The following is a 19,142-nucleotide window of genomic DNA, read 5'->3' on the forward strand; positions in this document are numbered from 1 at the left end:
GGACCCGACGATGGAGGCATGAATGAATCTGGAGAAGGTGATCTTCGGCTTCTTCGTGCTGTTGGCCGCCACCCTCAACTTTGGCTTTTTCGTTGGTGACATGGGCGATCCGCACATGCACAACATCTATGAGCTCTTTGCCGCGGTCGTAGTCAACCTGATTGCAACGGTGCTCAAGTTCGGTGACCGCACGCAGATCGGTGCGGTGCATCTGGCCACGAGCCTGGTCGCGAGCCTGCAGCTCATCGCGGCCTCGGTCATGTGGACGTGGGCGAACCAGGTGTCGTCGGCCGGACTGACTCACGGGGCGATGGCCGGTGTCGTGTCGATGTCGGCGGGCGCGCTCCTGGCGAATCTCGTCTCGGTCGTCCTGCTGGTCGTCGAGACGGTCTCGTTCCAACGGCGGTAGGCCACAATGACCAATCCGCTGATCGTTGCCTGGCACCGGATGGTCGGTGGTCAAGACGCGTCCAAGGACGTCGAGTCTGTGCCGCCGAGGACGGCATCGTTGGTGTCCGATGAGGCGGGTCAGCCGGAGGCCGCCGTGCTGCTGGTGCTGCGCCGACTGCGGGTCCCGATCATCCTGGTCATCTGCATCTTCTCCGCCAGCGTGGTTGGCCTGTCCATCATTCCCGGCAAGAATGCGGACGGTCAGGTCATTCACCTGTCCTTGTTCGACTCGTTCTACTTCATCAGCTACACGGCGACGACGATCGGCTTCACCGAGATCAACGGCGAGCTCACGACAGCACAACGCATGTGGGTCACACTCTCGATCTATCTGAGCGTGCTGGGCTGGGCGTACGGCATCGGGTCGCTGCTCGCGCTGGCGCGCGACGAGTCCTTTCGTCGGACGTTGGCTCGTCGACACGTCGCTCGCAAGGTGCGGCACTTCGCCGAACCGTTCCTCATCCTGGTCGGATACGGCAGCACCACGAAAGGTATTGCTCGAACCCTCGATGCGATGGGTCGCCGGTTTGTCGTCGTCGACACTCATGACGCACGCGTGTCCTCCGTCGACCTCGATGGCTATCGGGCCGACACCCCCGCTCTGCTCGGTGACGCGCGCGACACCCGCAACCTGGTGCTTGCCGGTCTCGCACATCCGCAGTGCGAGGGCGTGTTGGCCCTCGCCGGTGACGACAAGGTCAACCTCGACGTCACCATGACGACTGCGCTCCTGCGACCCGGGCTGCGGATCATCGCCGGAACCACCTCGCGTGAGATGGCGGGGCGAATGCAGTCCTACGCCGACTGTGACGTGGTCAATCACCTCGACCGATTCGGCGACCACCTGCGCATCCTGCTGAGGTCACCCGCTGCATACCGGCTCATGGTGTGGCTGACCAGCGCACCCGGGACACCGCTGCTGGAGCGACGCCCGAGACCCGCGGGCGGGCGGTGGGTGGTGTGCGGCAACGGTCCGTTTGCCACCGAGCTGAAGTCCGATCTGCACGCGGAGGGTGTTGAGGTCACGGTTGTCGGCACGGAGGACGGCCATCGGCTGGAGGAGGCCGACCTCGAGACGGCGTTTGCGTTCGTGGCCGCCAGCGCCGATGACACGACCAATGTGTGGCTGCTGGAGTCGGCTCGGCGGGTCAACCCCCGCCTGTTCACCGTTGCTCTCGAGCATCGGCTGTCCAACGTGCCGCTCTTCCAGGCGCTCGACGTCGACTTCGGGATGACGCCGCCCGAGATCATGTCGATCGAGGTGATGGCGCGACTGGCGAGTCCGACCCTCATGCGGCTGCTCCCACAGATTCCGCACCTGGGCGACCAGTGGTCCGTCGCCATGACCGACCGCCTGGTCGAGCGATGCGGCCGGCGCAAACCCGACCTGTGGCGGATCCACCTGGACGACGAGTTCGCCCGGTGGGTGCAGCCATGGCTGCAGGGCGACGGGATTCCTCTCGGGGATCTGCTGCGCGACCCGCTCGATCGTGACACGTCCCTGGCGATGGTCGCGCTGGCGCTGATCCGCGGGGGAGAGGCGTTGCCGGGCCCGTCGGACGACGAGGTCCTCAGGCCAGGTGATGAACTGCTCATCGCTGCGGGGACCCCGGCCCGACGGATGCTGGAGGCAACGTTGTCGGACCCGGTCACCGCGGCCTACGTCATGGAGAACCGCGTCGTCCCGTCGACCTGGGTATGGCGGAAGCTGTCGCGGCGCGGTTCTGGACTCGGCGCAGCGCGATGATCTCGGTGGGTCATGACGTGCGGGTGGCGCGTGTCCAACTGGACCTGAGTGCGGCGCCCGCGCTCACCGTTCGGGCTCTCGCGCTACGACGACGGGCACAGACACGACGTTCGGCTCTTTCTGCACGAGGGACGTGACCTCGGCGGTGGCACTGCTGGTGCCTGTGACCTCGGGCTGCGGCGGTGCCGAAGGGCGGGTGCCGTCAGAGCCCAGCTCGGCGCCGTCCACGTAGTGGTACTTGCCGCCGCGCAGGTAGGACGCCACCGCGGCGATCAGGCAGGCAATGATCGCGAACACGAACGCGTACTGCAGCCCGTGCTGGAACGGTCCCGCGATCAGATGCGGGAAGTAGCCGCGGCTGGTCAGGGTGGCCGCATGGCCGGCCGGCAACGCCCCCAGGACATGCGGTCCGAGCAGGCTCTGGATCGGGTTGTAGCCGAGGAGGGCAGCAAACAGCGTGCCGACCGGCGGGAGCGCGGCCACCTGGTGCGCCGCCGCCGTGGGGACGCCTTGGCTGACCAGGCCCTGGTAGAGGTGCGAGGGCAACGTCGCCGACAGGCCCAGAATCAGCAGCGAGAAGAAGATACCGATCGACAGCACAGTTGCGGCGTTCTGGAACGTTGCGGACATCCCGGCACCGACACCACGCTGGTCCGGCGGAAGGCTGTTCATGATCCCGGCCCGGTTGGGGGAGGCGAACAGTCCCATGCCGGCGCCGATGAGCAGCAGGATCAGCGCGAACCAGACGTAGGAGAAGTTGACCGGCAGCAGGAGGAAGAGGACGAAGCTGGCCGCGGAGATGAGCATGCCACCGGTGGCGAACGGCCGTGCGCCATACCGGTCGGACAGGAGTCCTGAGATCGGCGCAGCGGCCAGGAAGCCGATCGTCAGCGGCAGCATGTAGATCCCGGCCCACAGCGGCGTGGACGCGAAGTCGTACCCGTGCAGGGGCAACCAGATGCCTTGCAGCCAGATGATCAGGATGAACATCAACCCGCCACGGCCGAGAGAGGACAGCAGGCTGGCGACGTTGCCTGCGGTAAAGGCCCTGATCCGAAACAGTGGCAGCCGGAACATCGGGTTGTCGACCTTCGTCTCGATCACGGCGAAGACGACCAGGACGGCGATTCCGCCCAGCATCTCGGCCAGGACGGTGGGATTCGTCCAGCCCATGTTGTGCCCGCCGTAGGGCTGGATGCCGTAGGTGATGCCGACCAGTAGCGCCACCAGGCCGACGGCGAAGGTGATGTTGCCCCACCAGTCGATGCTCGCCTTCTGCCGGATGCCGGTGTCCTGCAGCTTCAGGTACGCCCAGATGGTCCCGAAAAGGCCGAAGGGTACGGAGACCACGAAGACCAGGTGCCAGTCGATCGGGCCGAGCACTCCGCCGAGCACCAAACCGATGAACGATCCCGCGATCGCCGCGACGCTGTTGATGCCAAGTGCGAGACCGCGCTGGTCCTTGGGGAACGCGTCGGTGATGATCGCGCTGGAGTTGGCGAACAAGAACGCGCCACCGACCCCCTGCAGCACTCGCATGATGATCAGGTAGATGGCTCCGGCGCTGCCGTGCATCCAGGACACCGACAGCAGGATCGAGAAGACCGTGAAGATCGCGAAGCCCAGGTTGTACATCTTCACCCGGCCGTACATGTCACCGACGCGCCCCAGGCTCACCACCAGTACGGCGGTGACCACCAGGAAGCCCAAGATCAGCCACAGCAGATAGCTCACGTTCGCGGGAAGCAGCGGGTTGAGCTTGATGCCACCAAAGATGTTCGGCAGGGCGATCAACAGGATGGACGAGTTGATCGTGACCATCAGCACGCCGAGGGTGGTGTTCGAGAGTGCTATCCACTTGTAGTGCGGGTCATTGCGAAGCCGCTCTCGCCGGGCCGCGGCCCGCGCCTTGCGGCTGCTGCCGGCCGTCATCGCACCAGCACTCTGATCGTCTACCGCCACGGTCGACCTCTCGTCGCTACTCTCGAACTTTTGCATACTTAGCCAATGCTAACTACTATGTGCGAGAACAACCTGAATGCCCCCGCAGGCAGAGGCATACAAATATGCCGAGAGGTCCACACATCTTGTGGACCTCTCGAGGGTGTGTATGCCGCTCGGTGCGGGGGAGGGCGCGCCCGCCACCGAACCACCTTGGGTCTGGCCTGCCAGGAGCCGGTTTCGCGAAAGCCCCACGCGCTCGCAACGAGCACGTGGGGCAAAGCTGGTGTCCGAGGGGGGACTTGAACCCCCACCCTCTATACGAGGACTAGCACCTCAAGCTAGCGCGTCTGCCTATTCCGCCACCCGGACGTGGGCGTGACCCGATTCTGTTGAACCTGGCCAACGACCGGAAACACTAGCACGCAGAAAGCAAAAACTCTGCATCGACCGCCGGTCCCCAGCCACCAGTCCAGTATCCCTCAGCCGGCCCGAAAGGGCACCGCGGCGGCCGGGCCGAAACGGTCGCCGCGATGACCGCGGTCAGTCGGCGACCTTGACGACCAGCTTGCCGAAGTTCTTGCCCTCCAGCAGTCCCTGGAAGGCCTCGACCGCGTGGTCCAGGCCCTCGACCAGGTCCTCCTTGTGCTGCACCGTGCCGTCCGCGATCCAGGCCGCCATGTCCTGCTCGAACTGCGCGCCCAGCTCCTTGACGAACTCACGCTGGATGAACCCGCGCACCGTCAGGCTCTTCCGGAGGATGGCGCCCATGAGCTGCGGCACGCGGTTCGGCCCGTCCGGCAGCGACGTCGCGTTGTATCCGGCGACGAGCCCGCACACGGGAATGCGCGCGAACTCGTTGAGCCGGGGGAGCACGGCGTCGAAGACCTTCCCGCCCACGTTCTCGAAGTAGACGTCGATGCCGTCCGGCGTCGCGGCAGCGAGCTGGTCGGCAAAGTCGGCCGCCCGGTGATCGATCGCGGCGTCGAACCCGAGCTCCGTCAGGTAGGCGACCTTCTCGGGGCCTCCGGCGATCCCTACCGCCCGAGCGCCCTTGGCCCGGGCGATCTGACCGACTGCCGATCCCACGGGCCCGCTCGCGGCGGCGACCACCACGGTCTCCCCGGGCTGCGGCGCGCCGATCTTGAGCAGTCCGGCGTATGCCGTGAAGCCCGGCATGCCCAGCACGCCCAGTGCCGTGGACAGCGGGGCCCTGTCGGCGTCCAGCCGTCGCAGATGTGCCGTCCGCTCGATCGAGTGGGTCTGCCAGCCGCCATACCCGAGGACGACGTCGCCGGGGCTCAGGTCGCCCCCGGGGGCGGCAACGACTCGAGACACGGTCCCGCCGACCATCGGGCCGCCGATCTGCACCGGCGGCGAGTACGACGGGGCGTCGCTCATCCGACCGCGCATGTAGGGGTCGAGCGAGAGGTACAGCGTCTCGAGCAGCGCCTCACCCTCGGCGGGCTGCCCGAGGTCGAGCGTCTCGGTCCGGAAGTTGTCCTGCTGGGGTGCGCCATGCGGACGGGACGCGAGCACGATACGGGTGGTCGACGGCATACGGGGGAGCTCCTTGGTTCGGTGCGGTGTGGTCCCTCTCGTGAACGAGGCGACGCGTCCGGGCATTCCGCCGCGGGCGCCGGCTGTCGGTGCGGCGTGCCAGGCTGAACGCGTGCTACTTGCCGAGCTGGTGACCGCGTCGACGCGGGTTGCCGCGACCCGATCCCGCAACGCGAAGGTCGAGGCGATTGCCGATGCGCTGCGGTCTGCTGAGCCGGCCGAGGTGGGCCTGGTGGCGGCATACCTCTCCGGCGTGCTCCCGCAGCGCCGGCTCGGGGTGGGGTGGCGCGGCTTGCGGGAGGTCAGCCAGTCGGCCGAGCACCCGACGTTGCAGGTGGCCGAGGTCGACGCGGTCTTCGGCCAGATCGCAGGGGCGCACGGCGAGGGTTCGGTGGCCCGGCGTGCCGGTCTCGTGCGCGACCTGCTCGCGCGGGCGACCGAGGCCGAGCAGCGGCTGCTGCGCGGGCTGATCGCGGGCGAGATCCGCCAGGGCGCCCTCGACGGCGTGATGCTCAAGGCCATCGCTGCGGCCTTCGACGTGCCGGAGGGTGCTGTGCGTCGCGCCGTGATGCTCGCCGGGTATGCCGCGCCGGTCGCGGCGGCGGCCATGGCCGGTGGTGAGGCGGCACTGGACACGATCGGGCTGCAGGCCGGCCGCCCGATGCGCCCGATGCTCGCGGCCTCGGCGCCAAGCATCGGCGACGCCTTCGAGGAGCTCGGCGGAGCCGAGGTCGCCATCGAGTGCAAGATCGACGGGATCAGGGTGCAGGCGCACAAGCTCGACGACGAGGTGCGGCTGTTCACGCGCAGTCTTGAGGAGGTCACGGACCGACTGCCCGAGGTGGTTGAGGCGGTCGCCTCGCTGCCGGCGCGTGCGCTCGTGCTGGACGGGGAGGTCGTTGCGCTGCGACCGGATGGTCGGCCGGAACCCTTCCAGGTCACCGGCGCTCGCACCGCAAGCCGCAAAGATCCACAGCAGCTGCGCACAGTCACACCGGTCACACCGCTCTTCTTCGACATCCTGCATCACGCCGGCGCCGACCTGCTGGACCGGCCGGCACGCGAGCGTCACGCTCTGCTCGCGGAAACGGTGCCGTCGCAGTGGCGGGTCGCGCGCGCCGAGCCGGCCGGCGCGACGGAGGCGCAGCAGCACTTCGAGGAGTGGGTGGCCGCGGGGCACGAGGGCGTCGTCCTCAAACGGCTCGACTCGACGTATGCCGCGGGGCGCCGCGGCGCCGGGTGGGTCAAGGTCAAGCCGCGGCACACGCTTGATCTCGTGGTGCTTGCGGTCGAGTGGGGGAGCGGTCGGCGTCGTGGCAAGCTGTCCAACATCCACCTCGGTGCGCGAGATCCACAGGCCGGTGGGCTGGTGATGCTCGGCAAGACGTTCAAGGGGATGACCGACGAGATGCTCGAGTGGCAGACGCGGCGGTTCGATGAGCTCGCTGTCGAACGGGGCGACCACGTCGTGACAGTCCGACCGGAGCAGGTCGTCGAGGTCGCCTTCGACGGTGTGCAGCGGTCCACCCGGTATCCGTCGGGTCTGGCGTTGCGATTCGCCCGCGTCATCCGTTATCGCGATGACAAAAGCGCCGACGAGGCGGACACGATCGACACGGTCCGAGCGCTGGGCGGGCTCTGACCGGGCTGACCATCGACTGGTCATACATGGGAAGGTGGGCGTATGAGCACGCACGACGACACCCAGACCGGGCCGGAGGACGAGGTCGTCCGCATCTGCCAGGACCTCATCGGCATCGACACGAGCAACTACGGCGACGGCAGCGGACCGGGGGAGCGCAAGGCCGCCGAATACGTCATGACCGAGCTGAGCGACGTCGACCTCGACGCCGAGCTCTACGAGAGCGAGCCCGGCCGGGCCAGCGTCGTGGTCCGTGTGGAGGGTGAGGACTCGTCACGGGGCGCCCTGGTCGTGCACGGTCACCTCGACGTCGTGCCGGCGAACGCCGAGGACTGGCAGTCCGATCCGTTCGGCGGAGAGATCTGTGAGGACGGCTGCGTATGGGGTCGCGGTGCGGTCGACATGAAGGACATGGACGCGATGATCCTCGCCGTCCTCAAAGACCTGGCCCGCACCGGCAAGAAGCCGCCCCGCGATGTGGTGTTCGCCTTCCTGGCCGACGAGGAAGCGGGTGGTCTGAAGGGCAGCCACTGGCTGGTCGACAACCACCCCGAGCTGTTCGAGGGGGCCACCGAGGCCATCAGCGAGGTGGGTGGCTACAGCGTGACCTTCCCCGACAAGCAGGGCCAGGCGCAGCGCGCCTACCTGCTGCAGACGGCCGAGAAGGGCATCGCTTGGCTCCGGCTGCGCGCCCATGGACGCGCGGGTCACGGGTCGGTCCCCAACGACGAGAACGCCGTCGTCCGGCTGGCCGAGGCGATCGCCCGCATCAACGCGCACGTGTGGCCACGCGAATACATCGCGTCGGTGCGCCAGCTCCTCGACGGGCTGTCCGATCTGACCGGCGTGACGTATGCCGATGACGACGCGGCCGAGCTGCTGACCCACCTCGGCGGGGCGCGCGGTTTCGTCGAGGGCACCCTGCGCGACACCGCGAACTTCACCATGCTGGACAGCGGCTACAAGCACAACGTGATCCCACAGACTGCCTCCGCGTCCTTGGACTGCCGCTTCCTGCCAGGGCACGAGGAGGACCTGATGGCCACGATCCGCGACCTGGCGGGGGAGTTCGTCGAGGTGCAGGTGCATCACCGCGACATCGCGCTGGACGCGCCGTTCGACGCCCCGCTGGTCGAGGTGATGAAGCAGTCCCTGCTCGCCGAGGACCCGGCCGCGGCGATCCTGCCCTACTGCCTGTCCGGTGGCACCGACAACAAGGCCCTGAAGCGGCTCGGCGTCACCGGTTACGGCTTCGCGCCGCTGCAGCTGCCGGCCGACCTGGACTTTGCGCCGATGTTCCACGGGATCAACGAGCGTGTGCCGACCAAGTCGTTGAAGTTCGGTGCCCGCGTGCTGAGCCGCTTCATCGCCGACTGCTGATCGCATCGGCACCCGCCCTTGGCGGCATGCGTGTGCACGGCCGGCGCCACCGAACGCGACGCCCCCGGCAAGTCGCGGCAGCGGCCAGACGTGTGTGCCGGCGGCTGCCGGCGGCAACCCAATCGGCCTGCGCGTCGTCGAGATCGCAGTTTGTTGCCTTAAAACGGGGAGGGGAAGGGCTGAGAATTGCGATCTGGTTGACGGGTAGCGCCGAAAATTGCGACCTCGGCGACGCGACGTTGTGAAGCGTGCAACTGAATCCGCCGATGCACCATATGGCCACCGAGCGGCAACCTATGGGGCGCCCGGCCCGGTCACGGGCGCCATGCGTCCACCGAAGCGGCACCTTATGGCGGTTGCCGCACAAGCAACCGTAGCCGGAGTCGTCACCGCAGAGGGAACGGGATATGGCGACGGTGACATGGTCCTCGTCGAGCTGAGCCTCATAGGTTCACGGTGAGCTCCGCCGACTACCTGCACTTCGTTGTGCAAGCGCCGTTCGTTCACGGCGACAAGCGCGGATCCTAGATGTCGTTCCTCGCGCGCACGCGTGGCGAATCCAGGGTCGGCGGCGGAATCCGCCCTGTCCTGGCGCGATGGATTTCGAGCCCATGTGTGAGGCGTACTCGTCCAGGTCTGAGCAGTACATCGGCCTGATCGACGACGACTGGCAAACCGACGACGATGCCGAGAAAGATCTGGTGCGGCGGCATCTGACGGGTCTTGCGGGCCCAGTGCTCGACGTCGGCTGCGGACCGGACCCGGCCACTGGACCGCGTACCTGCATTTCCGCGGCGCTGATGTGATCGGCGTCGACATCGTCCCGGAGTTCATCGCCCACGCTCAGGCGACCTATCCCGGCCCGCAGTTCCAGCTCGGCTCGATGATGGAGCTCGACGCTCCCGAGCACTCCGTGGCAGGAATCCTCCCCTGGTACTCGACCATCCATCTCCCACCGTCGGATCTCGATCGGGTTCCGCCGGCTCCTTGTCTCCGGCGGCCTGCTGATCGCCGGTTTCTTCGACAGCGACGACGATGTGGCCGCGTTCGACCACACGGTCATCACGGCCTACCGGTGGTCCATCGTGACCTTCGCGGAGTGTCTGGCGAGGGCAGGGTTCATCGAGGTGCAGCGACTACAGCGCCAGTTCCCAGAACGACCGGACCGTAAGTACGCCGCAATCGCCGCGCGCGCATGCTGATGGCCGGCTATTGGGTGGCGATCTGCATGGCGCTCAGCATGTTCGGCAGGGTTTCCGGGTGGGCTAGCTTCAGCAGTGCGAGTTCGCCGGGGCTGAACCAGCGTAGATCGTCGTGTTCTTCGGGGGCGGCGTTGACGGGCTCTCCGGTCCAGCGAGTCACGAGGAACGCCGTCATGTCGACATCGGTGTCGGCTACCACCATCGGAATCGGCCGTGGGTCGTGGACGTGCACACCGATTTCTTCGAGGCACTCACGGCTGACCGCTTCGTGGGGCAGCTCGCTCGGCTCGACGTGCCCACCCGGAAGGCCCCAACGGTCGGGACAAGCCTGACGCATGGGATGACGATGCACCATCAGCACGAGACCGTTGCGGACGAGAACGGCGGCCGCGATCGAAATCTGGGTACCCATGCGGGCAAGGCTATGGGCGTATACCGACAGTGACCTTCGAATAGTCGTTCGCCGTGCACAGATCGGCTGCAGCCTCGCAGCTTTTCGGGCCACAGCCGCGCCTCGGCTGGGCTGACAACTTCCGCGGATCCTGGATGTGCCCAGCATCGTGGTCATCGTCCTCGGTCCGGAACATCGCTCGGTAAAGGTTTGCCCATATTTTTGGAGTGCGGCCGATTCCTCCTTGAATCGTCCTGTCACACAGCGATTTCCTCGATCCGTCGATGCGTACCGGTTGCAGCGCATATCGCGTTCCGCTCCGCACGACGCACCGAATACGCCCTGTAGGTCCCCATATTCACCTCGGGAGATGAGCATGCTCGCTAAGTTGAGTCGCAGGTCGCGCCACGTCGCCGCAATCACCGCCGTTGTCACGGTCAGCACCGCAATGCTTTTGAGCATGCCGGCTCGAGAAGCAAATGCCGCGACGTCGTTCACCGTCTTCAACGAGACCCAGGGCGATCACTCGACCTGGGCGCTGGACCAGTTCGGCCTGACCAACAACGCGGTGGTCTACGACCGGTGGGGACTGACGTGCTCGACAACCGGGTGCAGCAACGTGCCCTCGCAGAGCACCTTCGAGTCCGCGATCACCAGCGTGGTCAGTCAGTTCGGCGCCAGCCCCACGACTCCGATCGCACTGGACTTCGAGGGAATCGTTCCGGACAGCGCGACCTCGAACGCGCAGGCTCAGCAGGACCTCAATCTCTATGAGGAACTGGCTACCTGGGCGCACGGCGCTGAACCGTCGGCTCCGATCGGAATGTACTCCTACGACTGGAAAACGGCCTACGACTCGTACACTGCGCAGCTCTATACCGGCGGCTACTTCCAGTTCTTCGCACCGACGATGTACAACCGCTGGGCGACGGTGGCGGACTGGAAGGCCGAACTCAGCGCTGCCGTGTCCAACGACAAGTCCATGGATTCGAGCCTGCCGATCTACCCGTTCATCTGGCCGATGTGGGACAACGGCTCCAGCGCCGAGCTGTCTGCGGCCGACTGGACCACTGAGTTCAGGGACCTGGAGCCCAGCACGCAGGGTGCGATCGTCTGGGCCAATTCGGCCACCACGCTCGACACGACCTCTTGCGGATGGCTGAGTGACCTGTCCTACGAGATGAGTGTGCTTGACAACAAGCAAAGCACCGGCCCTCTGACCGTGACCGCGGCGGTGCCGAACACGTGCGAGATCTCCCATGGCGCCACCACCGCCGTCCCGCTCACCATCACCAACAACGGCACCTCCACCAGCGTGGCGACCACTTTGAGCGCCCAGCCGGGACCACAGGGAATCACCGAGGCGTATACCTCTGCGGCCGTGCCCGCCCTCGCACCGGGGGCCTCGTACTCGACGACTCTCAACATCACCGTCCCGTCGAGCGTGACCGACCAGACTGCCTTGCTGCAGATCAACTACGGCACCGGTTTCCGTCGCCTCACGGTCATCGTCGACTGAAACGTGCTCACGAGGCATGGGCGCCGGGAGTTGTCGTAGAGCTCCTTGTCAGGCGGCCAGCACGACCGTGCGAACGAAGTCGACAGGCTGATCACCGCCGTTGACGTAGGCGTAGAGCCGGTCGCTGCGTAGCCGGCAGGAGGCCCCCGTCGGGACGACCACTTCTTGATCGTCGACGGTGATCGTGAGGGTCCCGGCCAGCACGTAGAACAGTTCCTGGGACCGTGTCGGGTCTGCCTGGCCACGGTAGGTGTCGCCGGGGGCCAGGTGCCACAACCAGAGGTCTGCCGAGCGTGATTCCGCAGTCGCGATCAGCAGGTGCGCGCTGCTGCCCGCCTGGCTGGACCACACCAGGGTGTGGTCGGCCTGTGGGTGCACGACCACGGGTGCGTCGGCCGCCGAGTCGCCGAGCAGGTTGGTGAACTCGGTGCCGAGCTCGCGGGCGATCCGGGTGACCGTGACCAGGCTGGGGTTGGCTTGGCCGAGCTCGATCTGGGTCAGCAGTCGCCGGCTGATCTGCGACCGGTCGGCGAGCTGCTGGACCGTGAGGGTCCTGATGGTGCGCAGGGCCCGGATCCGGGACCCAACCTGCGAGAGGAAGTCCTGGTCGAGCGCACCATCACCGGTCGGGGTGCCGACACTTGCTTCGTTGTCGTATGCGTTCACGGTCTTAGATCGCGAACAGCTGGGTCGGGTCCTGGAAGGCCTTGAACTCCAGCGCATTACCGGACGGGTCGAGGAAGAACATCGTCCACTGCTCACCGGGCTCACCCGGGAAACGGACATAGGGCGCGATGACGAAGTCGGTGCCGGCGTCCGTCAGTCGCTCCGCGAGCTGCTGAAACTGCTGCACGCTGAGCACCAGCCCGAAGTGCGGTACGGGCACCTCGTGGTCGTCGACCCGGTTCGTGCCGGCCACCGCGTTGATGTGGCCATCGACCTGGTGCGTGACGACCTGGTGACCGGACACGTTCCAGTCGGTCCACCGATCGGCGGAGCGGCCTCGGTCGAAGCCGAGCACCTCGCCGTAGAACTGGCGGGCGGCAGCGATGTCATGGACAGGGATCGCGAGGTGAAACGGGGGAAGGGCGGTCTGAGGGATCTGTGACGGAGTCATAATGAGCAGTGTAGTGCGCATGGGAAGGCAAATAAGCTGCGCATATCGCGGAGGCTAATGTCGCCGACAACGGTCGCGTCGCCTTGTCGTTGACGACCTTCTCAGCATCCAGCCCTGGCGGCCGAGGTGCGTGGAGATCCGTGGGCGCGGCGAGGCTATCGTCGAGCCTACAGACGCCGTCTCTCCAGGCCCCATCATCCGCGTCCACCCCACCCGCGTCATCAGCTTCGGACTGGACGAAACCGACACTGAGGCGCACCGACTGACGATCAACGCCCGCGACGTCGGGTGACACAGGTTGTGCAACGCTGGCAACGACAGTTGACGGGGCTGACCTTGGAGATGATGTGAGCACGCTTCTGCTCAATGTGACGTTCGACTGCGCCGACGCTGCGGCGACGGCCCGCTTTTGGAGCGGCGTCATGCGGTGGCCGTGCACGAAGGAAGAGATGCCGGGCAATCCGTACTGGCTTGTCGGTGCGTCGGATGAAAGCACGCCTCGACTCGTGTTCGTGGAAGTGCCCGAAACCAAGACCGTGAAGAACCGCGTTCACCTCGACGTCGTGGGAGGTGACGGTTCTCAAGACGAGGAGGTCTTGCGAATCGAGCGCTTGGGTGGCCAGGTGCTCGATGATCGGCGACAAGCCAGCCCGCGAGGATGGGTCGTGATGGCCGATCCCGAAGGCAACGAGTTCTGCGTTGAGGGCGGGTGGAGACGCCGCCGGCAAGCTAGCAGGATGCGGCGAAGACGGGTGTTCCAGCCGGGACGTCCACGAAGATGACGGCGCACCGCAGGCCGATCGTCTTGCGGTGATTCTCTCGACTGTTTGCAGCTGCGTAAGGACTTCGCGGCTGCCGCCGGCCTCAGGGCAGGAGCTCCCAGAACTGTTTACGCGCTGGCATGGCGTGGATCACCAACTCCTCACCGCTGTCGAAGATCAGTACGACGGTCTCGAGCAACCGTGCTTGTGGGTCGAAGCCGAGCCGCAGTTCACGATGCGGCCAGTCGTCTTCCTCAAGAGGCTCGATCCACTGCGATCCAAGTCGGCGGCCTGCACCGCGTCCTCGCTCGACACCCCCTGTTTGAGTGCTGCGTGAACCTTCATGCGGCGAAGTTGGCGAGAGCCCGCCGAATCGCCTCCGAACGCGACAGGTCGCGTTCGGCCAATTGATCCAGCGCGGCGCTACAACCTGCATCGGCTCGGCCCCACGCACCGGTCGACCACGCCCGCGACCCGGCATGACCGGTCGACTCCACAGGAGCGGCACGTCCCTGAGGCACGGAACAACCTGCGTCAGCGCGACCGTGAATCCAGGACAGGTCGGCGTGGCAACCCTCATCGCCGTAGGGCGATCGGTGTACGGGACTGGGGACGGTGCTAGCTATAACGTGTTGCTGGAAATGGTGCCGTGCGGCGGCTCGGCCTGACTGACCGCTACGAGCTGCCGGGAAAGACGTAGTCGATCTCTTCGCCGGTCGTGGGATAGCCGCGGCGGTGGAAGGCTGCAGCCATTGGGGTGTTCGCGCAGTCGGTGGAGGCCTTGATGATCGACGCGCCGGCATCTGCCAGGACGCGGGTGCCGTGGTCGAGTAAATCGTCGATGTATCCGTGACCGCGATGTCCGGGTAGCACGCCGACGTAGGCGATGATCGAGTTGTAGTCGTTGCGTGTTGGGATGACCAGCCCGACGGGCTCGCCGCGGGGCAAGCAGCCAATCGCCCACCAGTCGCGGGATCCGCGGTAGGTCGGGAACTCTCCGTCAAGCTGCTCGGTGGCGACATCACGCGGTGAACCGGTCTGTAGCTCGGCGCGGCTGTGCTCGTCGAGCGTGCCCTCGAGGACTCTAGTGAGCAGGTCGAGTAGCTCGCCATGGCCCTCCGGTCGGCGGAATGTGAGCCGGCCCGAGTCTGAGGGTGAGGTGGTGCCTGGGCCCCACTGGAGCCGAAGTCGCTCGACCAGTCGCCGGCCACCGAGATGCTCGATGACTGCGGTGCGCTCCGTGAGCTCCCTGGTCTGCGCGGGGTCGTTGCGCCAACCGGCTTGCAGGTACCGACCGTATTCCGGTGGTGCGGCGGTCAGGTCCATGGCCGCCAACGCGCTGCGGACGAGCTCGGACGCGACCACGTGTCGATCGGCGGTTGTGGGGTCCAGGTCAAGGACGTCCATCAGTAATGGTCTTTCCGCTCCTGCCCGGCCCCACCAGGCGGCCCGCGCCACCAGATGGTCGTCGCGCAGGGCCAGCCACATCCACTCTGGTCGTCGCCGCGCGTGCTGAAGGTCGTCGGCATACTCATCGTCGAGGACGTAATTGAGCTGGTTGAACAAGGGCAGGTCATTGGGCCCGGACAATGGGCGGATGATGAGGTGAGACATGGCACTCCTGAGCTGGACGCGCTGCCGGTGACTATCTCAACCGAGCGGTGGAGCGCACGGCAGCCATGTACGAACAATGGTCATGCGCTGCCTCCTGTCCTCGATGCGCATGTCCAGGCTAGCCAGCAGGAACCGCTACCGCCTAACGGTTTTCCAGTGCCGCCCAGACCGCCACTACGTGCACTGGTCTGGTCTGGTCGTCGAACGATCGGGATCGGCGACCGAGTGGGCGATGCTCACCTCAAGCCGGAGTCGTCTCGAAGGGCTGAGGCGAGTTCGATCGGTTGTGGCGTCGTGGCCGGGGCACGGAGGCGGGTTTATCGCTGCGCGTTGATCGTCGCCCGCCGGAGCTCGGTGCTCACGAGCAGGTCGACGTTGTTGGTTTGCTGCTCGATATTGCCGAGCCCGGGTGTCAGGGCTTGCACGGACGGGTCGGTGATGTTGTCGAGCATCCGCGGCACGAGGCCCTGGTCGATCTGCAGGTATGGGCGGTCCCAGAAGGGCACGCAGACCGGATCCACGGAAGGGATCCCGACCTGTCGCTGTAGGGATGCCAGCGCCTCCAGCGCGGCGGTCAGGTGGTCGCTGCGAGTCCGCCATTCGTTCGCGGCGAGCGCGTCCTGCAGGTGCTGACCGACTTCTGCGGGCAAGGGCAGGCCGCGGAATGTGATGCCGCGCCACTTCGAGTACGGCGCCCAGCGACGGCACAGGACAAAGGCCAGGTGCACCGCGATGTCCACGAGCCGCGCGGCGATGACACGTGATCCCAGCTCGTCACCGCGGTCGCCAGTGCGTCCCATGATGGGGAGCTCCTGGTCGATACGCTGCCAGTCGACGGCCGCGACGTAGGACCACAGGTCGTCGGGGTACCAGGTCAGGGCGTCGCGCAGGGAGGTGAGCATGCCGTCTCGGTCCTCGAAGACCTTGCCGGCAGTGACCTCGAGCACGGTCTGGCCGGTAAGCGAGAGCCAGTCAAGAGGTGCGGCGTGGATGCGGGGGTCAAACCCCAATCGGGCCGAGACAATCTCCTCGACGGTCAGGACGTCGAGGGCGAGAACGGGATCGTCCTGGCCGGTGAACGCGAACCGGGTGGGAAGGCCGGCGAACTCGGCGGGCAGTTGATCGGTAAGAACGGTGCGGACGTCTCCCTCGTCAACGGATCGAACGAAGAGCTGTAGCCGAAGACCCCAGTCGTGATCACGAGAGGTTTGATCGTCGAGTCCGAGCACGTCAGACCCGCTGCCGATCCGGGCTGCGGCTCGAGGGATGCCCGGACGGTGTTCGTCGAGTATGGGCGCCACGATCTGCTGCCAGTATGCACGCGCCAAACTGAGCCCGTTGGTGCAGGATTCATTCGCGATCGCCACGCCCATACCTTGCCACGCCGATAGCGAGAAGCCGACCGCCCTTCACCGTCTTAGACCACCCACCGTCGAGCGCGTTCTCATCGACAAGACCGCACGCTTCGTCGGCGCACCTGACCAGCAGCCGAGGTACTGGTCGGTCGGACCACAACTGCTTCGAACTCGCAGCCGACGATCACGCGACCCCTGACCGTCTGCTGGCGACGATGAATACGAATGCCCAACTGCATGCTGCGGCAGCGACTGTCACAGATCCGCGGGCTCGAGCCGCTATCGCAATGGCATCCGCCCGAATCCCTTGCCCGCGCCGTCCTCGCGCGGCTTTTCCCGCACCGGCCGCGGATTACACCTGCTGCGGATCCGGGTCAGATGTTGGTGTACATAACCGGCCGAGCACCCCTCGGCGAGTTGGCTCGCCTCACCGAATGGCGCTGGTACGGATCTCCCATTGACACCTCCACCCCATCAGATGAAGCCGCGCACCATCGTGACCAGCTATCACCGTGTGCCGATCGGCTAATGGGCCATCGCGTTGACGGCCGTGCGGATAGTTGGACCCCATACGGCGTGCACGACAAGACGGGGTGGGTGCAGACTGCACCCACCCGCGTTATGATCGACGCATGTCGAAAGTCCTGCAGATTCGCGGCGTCCCTGACGAGGTCCACGACGCCTTGGCGCAGGCAGCGCAGGCTCAGGGGCTGTCGCTGACCAAGTACGTGCTACGAGAACTTGAGCAGTTGGCCAGGCGGCCACAGGTCGTGCGCGACAACGCCGCAACCATTCGCCGGACCCAGCAGATGGTCCAGGGACAACCCGACCGAGAGACGATCTTGGCCGTGCTGCACGAGGGTCGCGGGGAGTGAGGATCGTCGATGCCGGCGTCATTGTGGAGTTGCTGGCCGGTGACCTGGACCCGGACCTACTGGGTGAGGAGGAGCTCGCCGCACCCCACTTGATCGACAGTGAAGTCACTCATGTGTTGCGCGGTCTTGTCCGTCGTGGCGTGCTCAGCGAGGAGCAGGGTGACTTGGCGCTGGAGGGATTCACCGAGCTCGCGATCACCAGATTTCCCGCCAACTGGCTCCTCCCACGCATGTGGGCCCTGAGGCACAACCTGAGCGGCTACGACGCCACCTACGTCGCCGTCGCTGAGATGACCGATGCCACCGCGCTCCTGACCACCGACGCCCGTCTGGCTCGCGCGCCCGCACCCCGCTGCAACATCCAACTGCTGTGACCACCGGCAGCTGATCGGCCCGGGCGCCCGTTTGCCGACATGCGGTGCATCAGCCCACCAGTTAGCGCCATCCGCTTCTGGAGACCCGCCCGGAGACCCGCCCGATTATCGCTGGATTGTGACCGGCATCGCTCTACAGCGCGGTTCGCTCAGCGCATGTTGAGTGTCAGTTTGCGAGCGGAACGTGACATGAGGCAACTTCATGGACAAGTCGCCTGATGACCGGACGTCGTTCACCTCGACTACAAGGACGCCGACCATGCCTACCGACTCACAATCGCCACTGTGCCACGTCGGGATCTCGACGTCCCCGACAGTAACGTCGCCGAACTCAGTGGTATCGGGATCCGCCTCACATCTGTTGAGATCAGCAATGACACGACCGTGGTGATCGACGCGCACTGCGGGCCGAGGTATCAAGCCGACATGACGGCGTTCCGCGCCGCGTACGACCGCTGGGAACAGACCGCCGAGCGGCCGATGGGGCCAATCCCGCACATCACATGCTCAAGCCGCCTGAAACGGCTTTGTCAACAGACTCTTAGCGATGACGTCGGAACGGACTACGTACCGCACGGCGGATGCTCCGGCGGATCTGGCACAGAGTTCGAGTGCTCCCACACCATTGATCCTGTTCCGCCCGTGGATGCGCACCATCTTCGGGTCGACGTCGTGGACCATATCGTCATCTTCGGAACCGTCAGTCTGAACCTGTAGCACACGACGAGGCGGTGTCGAATCCAAACCACCGGCGACGCGTAAGCACGACCACAAGAGCCATCGGCTTCCGGACACGGCAGTCGAGAAGGGCGTCCCGTATAGAGCATCCTTCCCGACGCATCATCGCGAGACGGACGGTGGCGACCGACACCGCAGTTCTCGTCGCCGGTGCTGGTTCGGCTTGTGGGACGACGGACGTGTTCAAGCGCGCATCCTGACCCGCGGCTCTTGACGCCCGGGTCCGACCTGGGCGCACAGCGTCGGTGACATGGCGGGCGTCATGCAACCTTTCGGCACCGCAAGCGTCCTAGCCTTCGAGCCATGTCGTGGCTCGGGGCTGCAGCACGCCCGGGCCGGATCACCATCGACTTAGAGGTTCCGCGGATAGGTCATGGTCGGCGGGTTGGTCGAGTGTCCCAGCGGTGGGTGGTCCAGGCGGTCCGGATCAGGCGCCGGGTGATGATGATGGCGTTGGCCAAGGCGATCAGAGAGTC

At 66.0% G+C, this 19,142-nt stretch carries 18 protein-coding genes, 1 tRNA gene and 2 pseudogenes; 12 read left to right on the forward strand and 9 right to left on the reverse strand.

All coding sequences use genetic code 11. From position 1 onward, the window contains the following. Positions 1 to 22: 22 nt before the first annotated feature. Both FGL98_RS07455 and FGL98_RS07460 read left to right on the forward strand, forming a co-directional pair. Positions 23 to 409: a DUF6394 family protein gene (locus FGL98_RS07455; protein ID WP_146316118.1), complete on the forward strand. Its 387-nt coding sequence runs from the start codon at positions 23 to 25 to the stop codon at positions 407 to 409. A gap of 6 nt (positions 410 to 415) precedes the next feature. After that, positions 416 to 2,197, forward strand: a complete 1,782-nt coding sequence (locus FGL98_RS07460; RefSeq protein WP_146316120.1) for an NAD-binding protein — start codon at positions 416 to 418, stop codon at positions 2,195 to 2,197. A gap of 63 nt (positions 2,198 to 2,260) precedes the next feature. Here the strand turns inward: FGL98_RS07460 and FGL98_RS07465 are convergent, their stop codons facing one another. From FGL98_RS07465 to FGL98_RS07475, 3 genes are all read right to left on the reverse strand, one after another. Further along, a complete protein-coding gene (locus FGL98_RS07465; RefSeq protein ID WP_246136419.1) occupies positions 2,261 to 4,159 on the reverse strand; it encodes an MFS transporter in 1,899 nt (632 codons plus the stop codon). A gap of 263 nt (positions 4,160 to 4,422) precedes the next feature. Then, positions 4,423 to 4,510 (reverse strand) — tRNA-Leu (locus FGL98_RS07470). A gap of 171 nt (positions 4,511 to 4,681) precedes the next feature. Then, positions 4,682 to 5,698 (reverse strand): NADP-dependent oxidoreductase, encoded by a 1,017-nt coding sequence (locus FGL98_RS07475; RefSeq protein WP_146316124.1) that lies wholly within the window; start codon positions 5,696 to 5,698, stop codon positions 4,682 to 4,684. 112 nt (positions 5,699 to 5,810) lie between these two features. On the opposite strand from FGL98_RS07475, the gene FGL98_RS07480 reads away from it, so the two are divergent. From FGL98_RS07480 to FGL98_RS26240, 5 genes and pseudogenes are all read left to right on the forward strand, one after another. Further along, the gene (locus tag FGL98_RS07480) at positions 5,811 to 7,340 is read left to right on the forward strand and encodes an ATP-dependent DNA ligase (RefSeq protein WP_146316126.1); all 1,530 of its coding nucleotides are present in this window, start codon (positions 5,811 to 5,813) and stop codon (positions 7,338 to 7,340) included. Between the two features lie 42 nt (positions 7,341 to 7,382). Beyond that, positions 7,383 to 8,720 carry a M20/M25/M40 family metallo-hydrolase gene (locus tag FGL98_RS07485; RefSeq protein ID WP_146316128.1) on the forward strand — a complete coding sequence of 446 codons (1,338 nt, stop codon included), beginning with the start codon at positions 7,383 to 7,385 and terminating at the stop codon, positions 8,718 to 8,720. Between the two features lie 596 nt (positions 8,721 to 9,316). Then, entirely contained in the window at positions 9,317 to 9,526 is a 210-nt protein-coding gene (locus tag FGL98_RS26235) for a hypothetical protein (RefSeq protein ID WP_246136420.1), read from the forward strand. Then, a pseudogene (locus tag FGL98_RS27070) lies at positions 9,523 to 9,633 on the forward strand (SAM-dependent methyltransferase); the annotation flags it as partial. The gene FGL98_RS26235 and the pseudogene FGL98_RS27070, both read left to right, overlap by 4 nt. Positions 9,634 to 9,757: 124 nt before the next feature. Beyond that, on the forward strand, positions 9,758 to 9,922 hold the full coding sequence (locus tag FGL98_RS26240) for a hypothetical protein (protein WP_246136421.1): 165 nt from the start codon (positions 9,758 to 9,760) through the stop codon (positions 9,920 to 9,922). Positions 9,923 to 9,929: 7 nt separating this feature from the next. Here the strand turns inward: FGL98_RS26240 and FGL98_RS07495 are convergent, their stop codons facing one another. Continuing rightward, positions 9,930 to 10,334, reverse strand: coding sequence for an NUDIX domain-containing protein (locus FGL98_RS07495; protein ID WP_146316130.1), 405 nt, complete (start codon positions 10,332 to 10,334; stop codon positions 9,930 to 9,932). Between the two features lie 355 nt (positions 10,335 to 10,689). On the opposite strand from FGL98_RS07495, the gene FGL98_RS07500 reads away from it, so the two are divergent. After that, positions 10,690 to 11,832, forward strand: coding sequence for an NEW3 domain-containing protein (locus tag FGL98_RS07500; RefSeq protein ID WP_186526032.1), 1,143 nt, complete (start codon positions 10,690 to 10,692; stop codon positions 11,830 to 11,832). Positions 11,833 to 11,880: 48 nt separating this feature from the next. Here the strand turns inward: FGL98_RS07500 and FGL98_RS07505 are convergent, their stop codons facing one another. Both FGL98_RS07505 and FGL98_RS07510 read right to left on the reverse strand, forming a co-directional pair. After that, positions 11,881 to 12,498 (reverse strand): helix-turn-helix domain-containing protein, encoded by a 618-nt coding sequence (locus tag FGL98_RS07505; RefSeq protein ID WP_186526033.1) that lies wholly within the window; start codon positions 12,496 to 12,498, stop codon positions 11,881 to 11,883. A gap of 4 nt (positions 12,499 to 12,502) precedes the next feature. Further along, a complete protein-coding gene (locus FGL98_RS07510; RefSeq protein ID WP_146316136.1) occupies positions 12,503 to 12,949 on the reverse strand; it encodes a VOC family protein in 447 nt (148 codons plus the stop codon). Between the two features lie 347 nt (positions 12,950 to 13,296). Between FGL98_RS07510 and FGL98_RS07520 the strand changes: the two genes are divergently transcribed. Next, a complete protein-coding gene (locus FGL98_RS07520; RefSeq protein ID WP_222432051.1) occupies positions 13,297 to 13,731 on the forward strand; it encodes a VOC family protein in 435 nt (144 codons plus the stop codon). Between the two features lie 654 nt (positions 13,732 to 14,385). On the opposite strand, the gene FGL98_RS07530 is transcribed toward FGL98_RS07520, so the two are convergent. Then, entirely contained in the window at positions 14,386 to 15,324 is a 939-nt protein-coding gene (locus tag FGL98_RS07530) for a GNAT family N-acetyltransferase (RefSeq protein ID WP_146316138.1), read from the reverse strand. Between the two features lie 317 nt (positions 15,325 to 15,641). Then, positions 15,642 to 16,691: a DUF4037 domain-containing protein gene (locus FGL98_RS07535; protein ID WP_246136422.1), complete on the reverse strand. Its 1,050-nt coding sequence runs from the start codon at positions 16,689 to 16,691 to the stop codon at positions 15,642 to 15,644. A 620-nt stretch (positions 16,692 to 17,311) separates the two neighbouring features. On the opposite strand from FGL98_RS07535, the gene FGL98_RS07540 reads away from it, so the two are divergent. The 3 genes from FGL98_RS07540 (at position 17,312) to FGL98_RS07550 (ending at position 18,645) form a co-directional block, all read left to right on the forward strand. Continuing rightward, positions 17,312 to 17,554 carry a FitA-like ribbon-helix-helix domain-containing protein gene (locus FGL98_RS07540; RefSeq protein WP_146316140.1) on the forward strand — a complete coding sequence of 81 codons (243 nt, stop codon included), beginning with the start codon at positions 17,312 to 17,314 and terminating at the stop codon, positions 17,552 to 17,554. Beyond that, entirely contained in the window at positions 17,551 to 17,928 is a 378-nt protein-coding gene (locus FGL98_RS07545) for a type II toxin-antitoxin system VapC family toxin (RefSeq protein ID WP_146316141.1), read from the forward strand. The genes FGL98_RS07540 and FGL98_RS07545 overlap by 4 nt, the downstream gene beginning before the upstream one ends. 285 nt (positions 17,929 to 18,213) lie before the next feature. Then, positions 18,214 to 18,645 carry a hypothetical protein gene (locus tag FGL98_RS07550; RefSeq protein WP_146316142.1) on the forward strand — a complete coding sequence of 144 codons (432 nt, stop codon included), beginning with the start codon at positions 18,214 to 18,216 and terminating at the stop codon, positions 18,643 to 18,645. A gap of 392 nt (positions 18,646 to 19,037) precedes the next feature. Here the strand turns inward: FGL98_RS07550 and FGL98_RS07555 are convergent. Further along, positions 19,038 to 19,142 (reverse strand): annotated as a pseudogene (locus FGL98_RS07555) (IS5/IS1182 family transposase); the annotation flags it as partial.

The sequence above is a fragment of the Leekyejoonella antrihumi genome, assembly GCF_007845645.1.
GTDB classification, from domain to species: domain Bacteria; phylum Actinomycetota; class Actinomycetes; order Actinomycetales; family Dermatophilaceae; genus Leekyejoonella; species Leekyejoonella antrihumi.